The sequence below is a fragment of the Colwellia sp. PAMC 20917 genome (assembly GCF_001767295.1).
GTDB lineage: Bacteria > Pseudomonadota > Gammaproteobacteria > Enterobacterales > Alteromonadaceae > Colwellia_A.
In genome coordinates this window covers 4,382,717-4,398,623 of sequence record NZ_CP014944.1, presented here as the reverse complement: position 1 = coordinate 4,398,623, position 15,907 = coordinate 4,382,717, and the positions used below count along the sequence as shown (strand labels likewise).

Here is a 15,907-nt window from a genome sequence, read left to right as displayed (position 1 = left end):
TTTAAATTTTTATTGTCTCTTTTATACCCATTGTAGTGTTTAGTGTCAAATTTCAAACTTAAATTGTTGATAAAATCGACTTAATCTGCTGAAATTTCTTTCAAATGATTTAAAATTCGCTTTGCAGAGACCGGATAAGCTGTCTTTAAATTTTGCGCAAATATCGAAACACGAAATTCTTCTATCATCCAGCGCACCGCTAAAATGTCACCAGCAATAGGCTTGCCTTTGCTCTGTTTGGCAAGCAACGCTAAATAAACATCATTTACTTTCGCAACCTCTAACATTTTCAATCGGTCTTGATTGGGATCAACCGGCAGCTTTTCCATTCGTCTTAACATCGCTTGTAAGTAACGCGCAATATCTTCTAATCGTTGATGACCAGAAGCGGTCACAAAACCTTTGAACACCAGTAAGCCAAGTTGTTCTTTAATGTCGGCTTGTGCTTGAATAACCTCTAAAGACATTCGACCCTTTAGTTTTTTCCCTATTTCATGGGTTAAGGTTAATACTTTTTCTACTTTTAACGCTGACACGAGCACACAGTCGGCAAGTTCAGCACGAACATGGTCTTTAGCTTTTTCAAAATCATTTTGGTTACGTGGTATGTCGCCGTGCTCTTTCACCAAGTGTTGACAAGCAGCAAGTATACAATCGTCTAATAAATCAGGTATTGAACCAAAAGGGTTAAAATATAGGCTTAACTTAGCCTTATTAGGCAATTTTTGTTGTAGATATTTAACTGGAGAAGGGATGTTTAATAAAATTAAACGACTCACGCCATTAACCATCGCTTGCTCAGCAAGACTTTCTTGTTCAAATAATTCTATAGCAACCGTTTTATTTTTATCTACTAAGGCTGGAAAAGCTTTTATGGTGATATTAGCAATATTTTTTTCATAGCCTTTGGGAATGTTGTTAAAATCCCAGCTAGTAATTTGTTCACGTTCTATTCCTTTATCAGCCACTTTCTTAATTGATGCTTTTACTTTTCCTTGCAAAGACGCTTTTAACTGTTCAAGCTTACGGCTTTGATTAATAAGCACACCTTTTTCGTCAATCACCTTAAAATTCATCGTTAGGTGAATGGGCAACTCAACATCTTGCCAAATATCTTCGGGTAAACGCACACCCGTCATTCTTAATAAATGTTTTTCAACAGCGGCAACTAACTTACCGTCCCCCTCACTAATCGCTGACAAACAAGCTTCTGCGTAGTTAGGAGCCGGCACAAAATTTCGTCGTGAAGATTTAGGTAAGCCTTTGATCAAGGCAATAATAAGTTCTAGTCGCAACGCTGGAATTAACCAATCAAAATCACGATTTTCAATTTGATTTAAAATACCGACAGGAATATGTAAGCTTATCCCATCATCTATATCACCAGGGGTAAAATGATAACTTAACGGCAAGGTTAAATTACCTTGATGCCAAACATCAGGATAATCTTTGGCCGATAATACTTTAGCCGTTTCGTTTAATAAAAAAGCTTCGGTAAAATTAAGTAACTGAGCATTTTTTTGTTTAGACTTTTTCCACCACGACAAAAAGCTACGTTGGCAAATAATGGTTTCTGGCAACTTTTCATCATAGAACTCAACTAAACGTTCTTCATCTACTAAAAAGTCTTTACGGCGAGCTTTTTGCTCTAACTTCTCAATGCTCGCAACTAGTTGGTGATTTTGCTGATAGAATTTTTCATTAAGGGTACTATCACCATTGACTAATGCTTCACGAATAAATATCTCACGGCAGGTATGCGGTTCAATATGATTGAAGCTGATCTTTCTTTTCGCAACTATGGTCAGGCCATATAGCATCACTTGTTCAAAAGCCATTACCGCACCTTGCTTTTTCTCCCAGTGCGGTTCGCTATAATTGCGCTTAATAAGATGTTCAGCTAAAGGCTCTATCCATTGTGGGTCTATCTTTGCGACCATACGGGCAAACAAACGGCTGGTTTCAACCAATTCAGTTGCCATTATCCACTTAGGTGATTTCTTTGCGACACCCGACCCCGGAAATATGAAGAATCGGCTATTGCGTGCACCTTTATATTCTCTGTTTTCGTCAAGTTGCCCTAAATGACTGAGTAAACCTGACAGAATAGCTTGGTGAATAATATTGTTATTATTACTTTCTACTGGCTCAGTTTTTTTACTTACATCGCTATTATTAGCATCTAACGATGGCGGAGTATATTCAACTCCGCTCATTGGAATGTTTAAATCGCGCAGTGTATGTTTAAGCTGACTAAAAATATCTTGCCATTCACGAATACGCATATAAGCTAAAAACTCTTTTTTACACATATTTCGAAATTGGTTATTAGTCAGCGCTTTTTGTTGCTGTTGAATGTAGTGCCACAAATTAAGCAAGCTAATAAAGTCAGACTCTTTGTCTTTAAAGCGATTATGCTTTTCATCTGCCGCTTGCTGTTTTTCATGGGGACGTTCACGCGGATCTTGAATACTTACCGCACTAACAATAATAAAAATTTGCTCAATGCAGCCCAAATCAATAGCAGACAGAATCATTTTTGATAAACGTGGGTCGGTGGGGAATTTTGCTAACATCCGCCCCGCTTTGGTTAATACCACTTTGTTTTGCTGTTTTTCTATCGCCGCTAATTCTTCAAGCAATGAAACACCGTCATTAATATTACGACTGTCCGGTGGCTGAACAAAAGGAAAATCACTGATTTCGCCGAGATCAAGCGCCAGCATTTGTAAAATAACTGTCGCTAAATTAGTACGCAATATTTCAGGATCAGTAAATTCAGGGCGACCAAGAAAGTCCTCTTCACTGTATAAACGTAAACATACACCCGCTGAAACACGACCACAACGCCCTGCTCTTTGATTAGCACTGGCTTGAGAAATAGCTTCTATAGGTAAACGCTGTACTTTAGTGCGGTAACTATAACGAGAAATACGTGCGGTGCCCGGGTCAATAACATATTTGATACCTGGTACGGTTAAGCTGGTTTCTGCAACGTTAGTGGCAAGCACAATATTACGGCCACTGTGTGGTTTAAAAATTCTATTTTGTTCTTGTACCGTTAACCGTGAATATAAAGGCAACACTTGGGTGTGTCTTAAATTTGCTCTTTCTAAGGCTAATGCGGCGTCTCGTATTTCGCGCTCGCCATTAAGAAAAATAAGAATGTCGCCTTGGCTAATATGGCCAAGTTCGTCAACAGCTTGCAAAATACCACTAATGATATCGCTACTACTTACTTCTTCTGTTTCATCATTATTGTCGCCATTAAGCGGACGATAAAGGATTTCAACAGGGAATGTTCGCCCCGAGACTTCAATAATAGGCGCGGGTTTGCCGTCTGCTGAAGCAAAATGCTGTGAAAATCTTTCTGGGTCGATGGTTGCCGAAGTAATAATGATTTTTAAATCAGGACGTTTAGGTAATATTTCGCGCAAATACCCCAATAAAAAGTCTATATTTAAACTACGTTCATGCGCTTCATCAATAATAATCGTATCGTATTTTCGCAGTAAACGGTCATGTTGCATTTCTGCCAATAAAATACCGTCGGTCATTAATTTTATATAGCTATTTTCACTCACTAAGTCATTAAAACGGACTTTATAACCAACCGCGTCGCCTAATGTTGTCGATAATTCATCAGCGATACGTGTAGCAACTGTTCGCGCCGCAATACGACGTGGCTGAGTATGACCAATCATGCCGTCGATACCACGACCTAAAGCAAGACATATTTTTGGAATTTGAGTCGTTTTGCCCGAGCCTGTTTCACCCGCAATAATAATCACTTGGTTTTCAGTTATCGCTTTAGCGATAACGTCAGAATTTTGTGATACCGGCAAATCTTCTGGATAGGTGATTTTTGGAACATTCTGAATTTTACGCTGCTTTTTTTCGATTGACTCATCAATATGGGCAGAAATTTGACTGAGTGATTTTTGCTTTTTGTCACTATCAGTGATTTTCTTACTCGACATTAAGCGCTTTTTCAAACGAATCTGATCAGATTTAAAACACAATCCAAGGCGGCTAAAAAGCTTATCAATGTTAATAACTTGGCTGCGCTGAGATTCAGAAGAGGTAGTAATAGATTTTTCAGAAGACAAGGTTGACCCAAACAAAATAGCAAAAAATAATTTTACCAGCTTTATTAAGTCTGTACCACTTCAATCAAGTGGTACAAATAGACAGTATGAAATTAACTCAGCTGACTAAGGTTTAAAGGTACTTCGAGTATATTGATCAATACCGTATAGAACATCATTACGACATATAGTACCCAGTAAAATACCATCTTCGTCTACCACTGGATAAACTTTAGGTTTATTCTGTAACATGCTTTGCGCAAGTTCTATGACACTGTCAGAGGGTTTAACTGATAATACTTCTTTGCGCATCAATGCGGCAACATCACTCACATGTTCATTATGATAAATCGTCTGTAGCATTGTTGCTAAAACATCACTTTCAGAGAGAAAACCAATAACACGATTATTACCATCGATCACTGGACCACCAATTTGCTTTGTTTTTAAAAAGCGCAATGCCGCCTCTTCAACCACCATTTCTGAAGTAAAAGTAACTGGATAGTGGTTCATATAGTCTTTTACTTGGATACTCAACATAGTTATTACCTCACTAAAATCAAAAATAAAATGCCCAACTAATAACAGTAACTGTAGACGCTTTTATTTAATAAATCATGAATTTAGTGAAAATAATTTTTTTATTTTTAATAAACATAGCTTGATTAAAGTAAAGACAGTAAAACGGGATCCGGAGAATTTTTTATGGTGTTTGTTAAAGCATGATAGGAAAGCGAAAATTGTTTTCGTAAATGTGATTTTAAATGAGGTTTTACCGCGTTAGGTCTTATCGCTTTAAGCAAACAAAATAGCGCTAAAGCATGCACTGTTTCATTTTCTGGCAATGCCGACTGACGGTTTGCATTAGGATTATTACACGAGCCACAGCCGCCTCTAAATTGATAAGCTGTGTTACTAAATATAATACCAAAGCCCATAAAACAAGCGATTACATCAACGGCTTGAGGAATAAACTCTTTGCCACCTGGTGGTAAACTAGCTTGTTGGACAATTAGGATATTCGCAAGGTTTTGTACAATCGACGAAATAAGATCTTGTGGCTGATTAACTTGATTTTCGCCATAAGAAAGCATAATCGGCTGTTGTTGGAGCTTCGCTGTATCTTCTTCACTTAATTTAGCAAAGGGCGTATTGTCACCACGACAATGGTCAACCATATTAAACGGTGGAATGGTTATTTGCTGAGTACCCGCAAAAAACTGCTCTGGTGTGATCAATATAATGGGCCACTGCTGCATACCAGCATAGGTGGTTGTTTGTTTAAAAATACTCAGTGCCATTTCATGAACACTAGTTACACTACCTTGATAAAATTGATTATTAGGTAATACAAGCTGACTATTGTTTTTAAACTCTGCAACATCAAAATGTGTAAGCGCCCAAGAAAAAGTATCGAGGATCCATTGATGACTGTCTTGATCAATGGCATCACTTACATCAATTTTACTCGCCGGTTTTATGATATTTAATAGTTTAGCTAGCATAATCAATAATTACTCAGTAAGTTGCGGTTCATCAGTTGTTTGAACCGCCGCTTCTTTTCCTTCTAAAAGTGCTCGTTCAGCTTTTGAAACATAACGGGGCTTGTTGCTGGTATGTAATTTAGCATTGGCTTTTTTCTGCTTACTTTTTAACGCGGCATTTATTTTTTTCTTACGATTCATTTTATTTTTCTATATTTAAATTTATAAAGCGTTATTTAAACGCACAGACCCTATCATTAAAATAGGCATTTATTACTTAAGTAATGGATGGTCTTCGGGTAATTGCTTTGCTATCCACATTGCTAATCGGTGTTTCATACTAAGCAAGTCTTCACCATCAGCAGGCGAAGCTTGAATAAGCTTGTCGTTAACCAATAGACGGTACAAGCTTTCAACCTTGTCTTTTGAAGCATTGGTGGCAGAAAAACCATTATAACCTCGGTTCATCGCATATTTTTCGCCAACTTCAATCGCTTTTTTTAATAAAGCGGTTTCATTCTTTAACTTTTTAGGTTTTTTCATTGGGCTTCTTTTATTGTGGCTTCACATCAAAGTAAAAGGCATTTAATTTACTGCCATCAAGGTCGATTCGTTATTTATAGCTTGAAAGTAACACTTTGGTAAACTGCTCGGTAGTAATTTCTTTTCCATGTTGAGTGATTAATCCCTCAACATGAGTAATATCAGCCTCTAACGACGACATAGTCAGTGTATTGTCATCTAATAAATAAAGTTGCTTTAGGCTAGCATAATAAAATTTCAAAATAATTAAGGCATTTTCATCACCATTAACACTCGCTTGTTTAATTTTTTTCAAACGACGATAAATAATATTTTGCGTTTGCTTAAGTTGCCAAACATAATAAATTTCATTAAAAAATGGGGTGTTTTTTAATTGTCTTAGTATCCCAGCACACGTTAACAATGCCAGAATAACGCCTAAAAAGTTATACCGAAAATTACTGGTTTGCTGGCCCGACTCTATCGCGGTATTCATACTCGCTTGAGCTATGGTATCAAGCGCTAAGGGCTCTGCAAATACCGCAATCAATATACCACCAAAAGCAATGGCTAATATTGCGAAGGTAACAATAAAACCAACAATCACTTGATTAAGCTTACTGCGATAAGCTTTTTTATCTATGTCTTTTAACGTCATGGTACAACTTATTAATGGGTTACTAAAATTAAAACGTTATTCTAACGTAATTTCTTTCAGTAAACCCTATTCTCTAGCTTTATTTTTTATAGAGGTCGACACCTGAATAGCGTGTTGTTTTTGTCGTGACTCCTTGTCGCCAAACATTCGCTAAGGTAGCTATACTCAGTTTTTTCTTAGCCCGAGTAATAGCGGTATACATTAATTCCCTAGAAAGTAATTTATTATCAGTTTGTTCCGGTAATACCATCACAACATGCTCGAACTCACTGCCTTGAGTTTTATGAATGGTCATCGCATAAACGGTTTCATGCTGAGGTAAACGCGCCGGATTCACCCACTTATATTCATTGTTTGCTTGCTCAAAAACAGCCATTAAATGGCCCGACTCATTTTTCCACAATAAACCAATATCGCCGTTGTATAAACCTAGTGAATAATTATTAACATTGATCATAATAGGTTGCCCGCAATAGCGAGTCTCAAAAGCATTAATATCACCGCGTTTAATCAGTATATTTTGTACTTGTTCGTTTAACGACTCAACCCCCTGCTCACCAACACGTGTTGCGCATAAGATACGAAATTTTTGTAATTGTTTAAAGGCAGCAGACACTGTTTTTTGCGCGAAAATGGGCGCGTAATACTCACTAACGAATGCCGCTAACCAAGAACTGGCTTTACCTTCGAGTAAGCATAAGGTATTCCCAGACTGAGGCACGTCTTGGTGATTATTATCTATGACTGGTTTTTCTGTTAATAATTGCCAACTTTCGCTAAAGCGGCCATTAATAACATGGCTCGCTATTTTTCCGATCCCTCCTTCACCATCAAAACGTCTGCTTTTGTCTAGAAACACCACGTGATCTGCGGCTAGGGTCAAGCCTGATGATTTTGGCGACTTTTTCCACTGAGGTAAATTTACACATTGGCTAACTTGGCTTAAATATTGATGATTCTCAGGGCTGTAGCCACGATGTGGCTTAGGTGCTAAATCGTTCAGTACGCTACCAGCAGCAACGGACGGCAGTTGATCAGCGTCGCCTAAAAGTATAATTTGGCAATGGCTAGGTAAAGCTCTAAAAACTCTTACCATTAACGCCAAATCGACCATTGACACTTCGTCAATTAACAGCACATCAATATTCAGTAAATTGTCTTGGTGATGGCGAAAGTTAACACTGTTAGGAATAACACCTAAGAGTCGATGCAGCGTTTGTGCCTCTTGCGGTATTTTTGATAAAACCGCTGCGCTTATTTGTCCTGTAAATCCTTGTAAAGCATTAGTAACTGATTCAGATAAACGCTGAGCCGCCTTACCCGTTGGCGCTACCAAGGCTATCTTTAAATCTGCATTGGGCTTTTCATTTGAGCTTGAACTTGAACTTGAGTTTAACATCACCAAAGCTGCTAACAACTTAGTCACCGTATAGGTTTTACCTGTACCTGGCCCGCCAGCAATAATACTGAATTTTTTATTAATGGCATTGGCGACCGCAACCATTTGCCAATCTATTTCATCGTTATCATCTGCTGACTGTTGCTCTGGAAAGAGTGTTGCTAAGCAGCTTTTAATATCAACGGCGTCAAATGTTTGTACATTTGAATCCTTGGCTTGAGCACTTTTTGCTGAAATAAAAGTCAGTAGCTCTTGCTCAAAATGGTAATAACGACGTAGATACAGATTATTTTCATAAAAAACAATCGCGTGGTTATCATCAGCCATAATAGACAAGTGTTCACATAAACTGACTAACTGTGGTTGCTCGGCAAAGGTAAAGCCGTTATGAGTAACAATACCTTGTTTATCACAGCTATACCCAAAGCGCGTACTCGCGATAGTGGCTAAAGGTAAACAACTATGCCCTGCCCTAAGGCTTTCACTGAGGGCAAGCAGTAAGTGAAAAAGTTGTTGGTTGTCATTATTATTATGCTTATCGCGATTAACTAAGCTTTGTTGAATTTCTTTTGCAAAAAAGTAATCAACCGCTTCAATATTATTAAGCTGCTGTTGAGCATGGTTAAACTGCTTATATAACACTGCCATATGCTTATTCAACTCCTAAAAACAATTGATCAAGTGCGGCAAGTTCGTGCGCCTCGATTTTTCGATAGTAGACACCACAATTAATGTGTTCAACTTGGTCGGTCATACCGCGTAAATATAAATAGTAAGTACCGCCAAAGTGCTGTTCTACATCGTAATTATCTAAGCTGTGACTTAAATAACGGTGTAAGGCTAACGCATAGATCAGGTATTGTAAGTCATAGTGATTTTTTTCAATATTCTCTTTCATTGCTTGCTGGTTATAGTCACTAAAATCATTACCTAAGTGGCTGGACTTATAATCACAGATATAATATTTATTATTATGCTCAAAAATCAAATCAATAAAGCCGTGCATCATACCTTTTAGCTGCTGGTATGCCGGTAAGCGAACAATTGATTGCTGTGTTGATTGACTGTGCGTATTACGATGTTTTGACAATATCTGCGTTAATTTATCAGTACTCGCTGAGCACATTGGATAATAAAACTCACTTTCTCGCAGTGTTTTTGTTTGCTTCAAGTCAGCTAAGCTAAAGGGCTCGCTATTATCAATATCTAATGCGCTATCACCCAATGGCGAATTAATCATTTGCGCTAACCAACTCTGCAGATCTTCAGCTTGATAACCCGCGGTTAGTTCTCCATACTTTTGCAAGGGCCAATGCATAGCTTCTTGCCAGTCGGGGGCATTAAAATCGGTATGTTCTAAAATATCATGCAATAAATTACCCGTATGAGCCCCTTTTGCTAAATTAAAGCGTAATAAACTACTCGCTTGCATTGCACTAGACTGAAGGTCAGTCATGCTATTTTTTTCGAGTGGGTTATCACGATCAGGCGAAGAGACACCGCCGTGACGTAAATTTCGACTTAAGGCTGAAAATGAACTTAGCCACCAATCGCGTTCTATTTTACCGTTAAATTGAGCAACTTGGCCGGTTTTATCACTAACTTCAGCTAATGGCGCTTGTTGAGCAATAAGCTCACTGGCGTTTTCTAATGATGATAGGGTCACTAAACTGATGTTGTTAGGTTCATCATTAACAAGCTGGCGTAAGTTTTCTTCTATATCTTGCTGACTTTGCCACTTCAATGCCCTGCCCAATGGCGAATGCTCGGCTTTATCAAAAGCGGTTGTTAAGATATAACAACGTTTTTCTGCTCGGGTTACCGCAACATATAATAGCCGAATCGCTTCAGCGTAAGCCTCATTAGCCATTGACTCCTTAGCATGGTCAGAGCCGTCTAAACTTAATTTGAGCTGGTGGTTTTCATCATGATACTCAATAAAGGTCACCGAGCTTGCACCGAACTTAAGTGGGTCTTTATGACGGGTGGCAAAAGGAACAAACACCACCGGGTATTCTAAACCTTTTGAGCCATGCTGGGTAATAATGCGTATTAAATTATCATCACTTTCTAAACGTAACTCGGCTTCAATTTCAGGGTCGTCAACCCGACTTTGTTGTTCAAGCCAATAAAGTAATTCTTGTGGTTGACGGTGGCGTTGACTGGCTGTTTGCAGTATTTCAAATAAATGCAATAAATTGGTTAAAATGCGATCTTGGTTTTCATCGGCGATACAAAAATGATCATGCATTAATTTTAATGCCATCGAAATAAAACCTTTATACAACCATTCATTACGTAGTTGCTCAAAATCAAATTTCAATGCTTGCCAAGCAAGTTCATTTTCTTGTAATTCACGATATTTTTCAGGATGATAGTCGAGTAAATCACAGGCAACGGCAGCACTAAAGTAGCGTTCATTTTCAACAAACAAGATGCCTTTTAGCAGCTGTGTCAATTGCTCTGTTTGCTCACTTTTCATTAAGTTAGCGCGATTACTCATAAAGACTGACGCTAAATTAGCCTGTTCTAATGCTTGTTTTATATCACGTGCTTCAGCGCCATCACGCACTAAAATAGCAATATCTTTTGAGCTTAATTTATCGTTATTTTCGTTTGTAGGCGCGGCAAGTAAATTGATAATTTCATTGGCACACCAAGTGGCCATCACTGGGCGAAAACTTTGAGCAACCGATTTTTTTGCTTCTTCATCAACAAAATGCACAAATTGTAAGGCGTTATCGGTAACTGTTTTATATTTAATAAGTGCTGGCGGTGAAGCTTTTACCGGAATATAGGGAATATCGTAACCAAACACCCGACTATTCCCTTGAGTAACATCAACTTTATCAGTGATCGCTTCGCCGTAAAATAAGCGGTTATAGCCAGCGATCATCGCTGGTGTTGACCGCCAATTCGTATCCATTAACCACTGGTGGTCACAATCTTTTCGGGCAGATAAATATGCAAAAACATCGCCCCCTCGAAAACCATAAATCGCTTGTTTGGGGTCGCCTATCATGTATAAAGCAGCCGTACTTTGATGATAATATATGGCTTCTAGTATCGAAAATTGTAAGGGATCGGTATCTTGGAATTCATCGACTAACGCCACCGGATATTGTTCAAATAGGGTTTGTGCTAGGACTTGTGCGTTATTGCTTTTCGCTTGTAAGCAATTGGCCAAGGTTGAAATAAGATCGTCAAAACTTAAAATATTGGCGGTGCTTTTTTGTTCTGTGATATTGGCGCGTATTTGATAAATACCTTCGCGGACAATAACCAGTGCCTTGGCTTTTTCAATCTTTTTAGCCAGGGACTTCAATTCAGCTTTAACCATTTTTACGGGTTCAAATACCGCTAACAGTTCAATTTTACCTACCGAGCGCGCGTAACGCTTGCCATCAATAAAACCATCTGGCATTTTTTCATCCGCAACGCGCAGATCTTTAGCAAGTCGATTTAACCATTGAATTAATGAGTCAAGCTCTTGTTGACGTTTTTCACGTTCACTGCCTTTTTTAACATCAATAAGGTACTGAGTTAGCAGTGGTATGTTGTTCTCGAGGTTATAAACCGCTTGCTGTACTAATTCGGTAAATAACTGCTCTATTGCAGCAACATTGACGACATCAAGCGCATTATGTTTACTAATGGCTTTAGAAAATTGGCTAAGAAAGTTTAACGGATTTGGCCAAAACTGCATCACTTGCTTAAAGTGTTCAGGACTATCTTTTGCCAATACTCGATACCAATCTTGGCAAGCTTGTAGCACTAAATCTTGGCAATTAGTTTCCATTTGCGCGTTAAAGGCGACACCACTAGCAAAAGCATGTTGGCTTAACACCCGTTTACAAAAACCATGTATAGTTAATATTGCCGCTTCATCTAAATATAACAATGCTTGGCGCAAACGTATCTTTGCCGACTTTTCATCAATGTGCTGACTTATCGCGCTAAAGAACTCATCGCTGACAATTAACTCGTCCCAATGGTTAAGCGCTTGGCGAATAAAACTATCAATACGGCCACGTAGCTCCTCGGTCGCATCTTTGGTAAAAGTCATAACCAGTATTTGTTCAACGGGCAATTGCTTTTCGAGTAATAGCCGTAAATACAAGCGGGTGATATTAAAGGTTTTACCGGTACCTGCACTGGCTTCAATTAAGTGCTTACCCTGCAACGGGATCTGGTGAGCAATAAGATTATTCATCTTCATTTTATTTGCTCCTGAGCTTGCCACATCGGTTGATAAAGTGCGGTGAATGTTGATTGGTACTCGGAAAATTCAGGACATTGCTGCCAGAAATAATGCATATAAGGGTCTTGTCCTAGGGGTTTTACCACGCTAAGCATGCTGCCACTGTCAGACCATAGTTTTTCAAAGCTACTTTGCGCAAAGGCTTTAGCTTTAAAGAATTTTTCAATCAATTCAGTATTAAGTAATAAAGCTTGCTGTTGCCCTTTAAGATAGGTCTCAACAATAAAAGCGAGTTGTGCCTGGGCATTGTCTATTTTACTAAAACGGTACTGTGTTGGTTTTTGATTTTTAGTATCAAAATAAAAACCTTTAGTGACATTCACCTGCGCAAGCATATTTTGCTCTTCGGTTAAATGAGCCGCATTTAAGTTCGCGGTATTTGCTTGCCAGCACTGCATAATAATTTGATGTAGATAAAGGCCAAACAAGTCTTTGCCTTTTGCCGAAGAGCTGCGATAAAACATTAAGCTGTCCGCTTGCACCGGGAAATTAGCACTGAGGGTAAAATGACTGTTATCGCTAAGCACCACATCAAGCTCGGTATTGATAAACGTTATCGGTAAGCTGTCGTTGGTTAATTGGCTTTGACTTTGAATGAATTCACTAAAGGTTTCACTATCATCACGCCAGCGCTCTAGACTATCATGGGTACTGGGTAAATCAGGAAAAACGCCGCTCACCCCTGCCGCACTTACCGCAGAAGAAATCTCATCTTCGCTGCTACCCACGAGATAAAGCGCTAACAGCTGTTGACGTAACAAATAACTCTGCAAGAAGTTTTCACTGAATGGTTCAGTATCATCAAGTTGTGTTTCGTGGCTTTCAAAGAACAACTGCAAGTGTCGTTGAGCAAAGGCTTTTGCCGGATGCTGAAAAAAGCGGATCAGTTCATTAATATCGACAACTTGAGGATCATCATTAACAATGATCGAAAGTGGTAACAATAAAGCATCGCTTTGTTGGATTTTTTTAGCTGATTTAAGTTTCAACCAATTAGGGTCAAAGCTTTTAAATTTGCCTAAATAGTTATGCTCGCTGAATGCTTGCATGGGTAATTGTTTAATATCTGAAGATTGATCACCATTACCATTTTCGTCATTGCCAGCCTCAGCATTATGTAACTGCCAGCCATAGCCTGCTTCTAAATATTCCATCAATTCTTTGAGGACAACCGATGGCTGCTTTTCATTATTATTGCGAATATTACGGCCTTGATAGCTTAAATATAATGACTGTCGCGCCGATATAATGGCTTCTAAAAACAAGTATCTGTCGTCACCACGGCGCGATCTGTCACCCAATTCGCTTTTACTACTCGCCATAAGATCAAAACCTAGCGGTTGGCGTTGTCGAGGAAATTCGCCATCGTTCAAGCCTAAAATAGCAATCACTTTAAAGGGAATACTGCGCATCGGTAACATCGAGCAAAAGGTTATCTGCCCAACCATAAATTGCCGACCAGGATCGGGCTGACTAAAATGATTTGTCAGAAAGTCACGTACCACACTCAAACTGATATTGGGCTGATAATTGGCATGTTGACAGTATTCGGCCAAAGAGCTGATCGCTTGGTCAATAACGTTAAAGGCCATTTCGTCGGTTACTTCAAAAAGACTATTTAACATCGTTAATAAAAATTGTTGCCACTGATTGGCTGATTTATCTTGGCCAAGTTGTTGGGAAAAATGCTGTAATTGCTCGATAATCAACATTAACTTACCCAATAAAATGGCATCGTTGCCCTCGACATTCGGTAAATATAGTTGTTCATCTACATATATTGAACGGTCAGAAAAAGCAAAGCCACGCATTAATCGTGACAAACCTTGTTGCCAGGTAAAAGCATTATTAACTTCGAGGCTATGCAAGACCTCTTGCTTATGTTGCTGGTCAACGCCCCAGTGCACACAAGCTTGTTCAAGCCAAGCAGACATTTTGTCTAGCTCTTCAAGACTGATTGAAAATTTATTTTGCATGGCGGGTAAACGTAACATGCCAATGATTTGGGAAACTTGAAAACGACTATCGGGTAAACTCAGTAATTGGGTAAAAGCGGCCACAACGGGCTCTGCATCTTTGCTGACCCGGTCGGCAATAGAACAAGGTAATGGCGGGATTTTATCCGCTAAGTCTTGCCAGCCTCGTGCAAATACAGCACTAACATAAGGGGCATATTGTTCAACTTGTGGGCACATCACTAATACATCTTTGGGTGTTAAGGTTTTATCATCATTGAACTGATGCAGTAACCAGTCGTGCAAGCCTTGTACTTCACGTAATGCGCTGTGTGCGCTGGTAAAAACAATCGAGTTGTCTTGTTGGTTTTTGGCGGTGCTTCTTTGATCAGTTAACGTCAAAATGTCTTGTTGAACTTGCTGCAAAACCGATATATTTTCTGCTCCATCACTTTGTTCAACCGCATCAAAAACTTCAATATTTACCGTTGAATAATCGTTAAGCAAGGCCATAAACTCGCGGCCCTGTTGACCTAAATTAGCCAGCAAAGGGTTACCAACATTTACGGTAATATCATCGTGCCCGACGACCCATTTTGAGAGTAAATTAATCGCTTGTTTTTCTGATTGTATATCGCCCCAATAATCAAAACAGGGATTAAGATGGAAAAAATGTACATCAAGATGTTCACTTATCGCTTCAATAAATGATAACCACATTGGCGCCATCGCATTGATACCAAAAAAAGATAAGCGCGGTGGCAATAAGTGCTTTTTGCTAACAATATTTTTAATGGCTTGATTGACTAACTCAAGTGGATTATAACTTTGCTCTTGCGTTAACAATTGCCATAATTTTGCTTGCCATTTTTCAACGGCTAACGCTTGTTCTTTGTTAACAAAACTTTGGCTGCTTTTACCTTGATGCCAATCATTAATCCACTGCGGCCTAAAAATCAAATATTGCTCATATAAATCAGCTAATTGACAAGCAAGTTGATAGCGCTTCAAGGTTTGCTGTTCGGTAAAGACCCTTGGCTTGTCTTGCTTTATTTTTTCAGATTCACCAATAGATCTATTGGCTAAATTATCTTCATCAATAGACGCCCCTAACCAGTATTGGCTTGCACTGGAAAAATCAGGGTCTTGTATAACAACAGCACTGCCGAGTAATTGATCTATTCGCCATGAAAGTACTTCACGAGAGAACGGCGATTGGTCGGGTACATCTTCATCACTGGCCATGCTTCTGACCAGTTTCCATAAAAACTGTGACGGCAAGGCATAACTGATATTCATGCTGATGCCGCGTTGCTGGGCTAACGACATATTAAGCCAATGCTGCATACCGGCATTTTGCACAACAATCATTTCTTGGCTGAAAATAGGAAGTGGTGAAACCTGTTGGATTTTATCGAGAAGTGCTAATAAATTTTCCATTTTATTAGCAGGATAAAGATAGAACAATATGAAGGCCTTAGGTGCAATATTTTCTGCCTAAATTTAAGCATAACAATACCAATAAAGCTATAAAAATCAG

Annotated in this window: 9 protein-coding genes; all 9 read right to left on the bottom strand. The window is 38.9% G+C overall.

From position 1 onward, the window contains the following. Positions 1–80: 80 nt before the first annotated feature. Positions 81–3,980 carry an ATP-dependent RNA helicase HrpA gene (hrpA, locus tag A3Q34_RS18750; protein ID WP_231907489.1) on the bottom strand — a complete coding sequence of 1,300 codons (3,900 nt, stop codon included), beginning with the start codon at positions 3,978–3,980 and terminating at the stop codon, positions 81–83. 234 nt (positions 3,981–4,214) lie between these two features. Continuing rightward, the gene (locus A3Q34_RS18745; protein ID WP_070376723.1) at positions 4,215–4,628 is read right to left on the bottom strand and encodes a CBS domain-containing protein; all 414 of its coding nucleotides are present in this window, start codon (positions 4,626–4,628) and stop codon (positions 4,215–4,217) included. Between the two features lie 125 nt (positions 4,629–4,753). Then, entirely contained in the window at positions 4,754–5,593 is an 840-nt protein-coding gene (locus A3Q34_RS18740) for a hypothetical protein (RefSeq protein ID WP_083278094.1), read from the bottom strand. 9 nt (positions 5,594–5,602) lie between these two features. Then, entirely contained in the window at positions 5,603–5,773 is a 171-nt protein-coding gene (locus A3Q34_RS18735; RefSeq protein WP_070376722.1) for a DUF2986 domain-containing protein, read from the bottom strand. Positions 5,774–5,845: 72 nt separating this feature from the next. Next, positions 5,846–6,115 carry a DUF5062 family protein gene (locus tag A3Q34_RS18730; protein WP_070376721.1) on the bottom strand — a complete coding sequence of 90 codons (270 nt, stop codon included), beginning with the start codon at positions 6,113–6,115 and terminating at the stop codon, positions 5,846–5,848. Between the two features lie 70 nt (positions 6,116–6,185). Further along, positions 6,186–6,752 carry a DUF3087 family protein gene (locus A3Q34_RS18725; RefSeq protein WP_070376720.1) on the bottom strand — a complete coding sequence of 189 codons (567 nt, stop codon included), beginning with the start codon at positions 6,750–6,752 and terminating at the stop codon, positions 6,186–6,188. Positions 6,753–6,831: 79 nt separating this feature from the next. Further along, a complete protein-coding gene (gene recD, locus A3Q34_RS18720) occupies positions 6,832–8,799 on the bottom strand; it encodes an exodeoxyribonuclease V subunit alpha (RefSeq protein ID WP_070376719.1) in 1,968 nt (655 codons plus the stop codon). A gap of 4 nt (positions 8,800–8,803) precedes the next feature. Further along, complete coding sequence (gene recB, locus A3Q34_RS18715; RefSeq protein WP_083278093.1) at positions 8,804–12,370, bottom strand: exodeoxyribonuclease V subunit beta; 3,567 nt, start codon at positions 12,368–12,370, stop codon at positions 8,804–8,806. Beyond that, positions 12,367–15,834, bottom strand: a complete 3,468-nt coding sequence (recC, locus tag A3Q34_RS18710; RefSeq protein ID WP_269447169.1) for an exodeoxyribonuclease V subunit gamma — start codon at positions 15,832–15,834, stop codon at positions 12,367–12,369. The genes recB and recC overlap by 4 nt, the downstream gene beginning before the upstream one ends. Positions 15,835–15,907 lie beyond the last annotated feature (73 nt).

Coding starts and splice junctions, on each gene's coding strand:
- A3Q34_RS18725 (WP_070376720.1), bottom strand. CDS start 6,752: ATGACGTTAAAAGACATAGATAAAAAAGCTTATCGCAGTAAGCTTAAT.
- A3Q34_RS18745 (WP_070376723.1), bottom strand. CDS start 4,628: ATGTTGAGTATCCAAGTAAAAGACTATATGAACCACTATCCAGTTACT.
- recD (WP_070376719.1), bottom strand. CDS start 8,799: ATGGCAGTGTTATATAAGCAGTTTAACCATGCTCAACAGCAGCTTAAT.
- A3Q34_RS18730 (WP_070376721.1), bottom strand. CDS start 6,115: ATGAAAAAACCTAAAAAGTTAAAGAATGAAACCGCTTTATTAAAAAAA.
- hrpA (WP_231907489.1), bottom strand. CDS start 3,980: ATGTCGAGTAAGAAAATCACTGATAGTGACAAAAAGCAAAAATCACTC.
- recB (WP_083278093.1), bottom strand. CDS start 12,370: ATGAAGATGAATAATCTTATTGCTCACCAGATCCCGTTGCAGGGTAAG.
- A3Q34_RS18735 (WP_070376722.1), bottom strand. CDS start 5,773: ATGAATCGTAAGAAAAAAATAAATGCCGCGTTAAAAAGTAAGCAGAAA.
- A3Q34_RS18740 (WP_083278094.1), bottom strand. CDS start 5,593: ATGCTAGCTAAACTATTAAATATCATAAAACCGGCGAGTAAAATTGAT.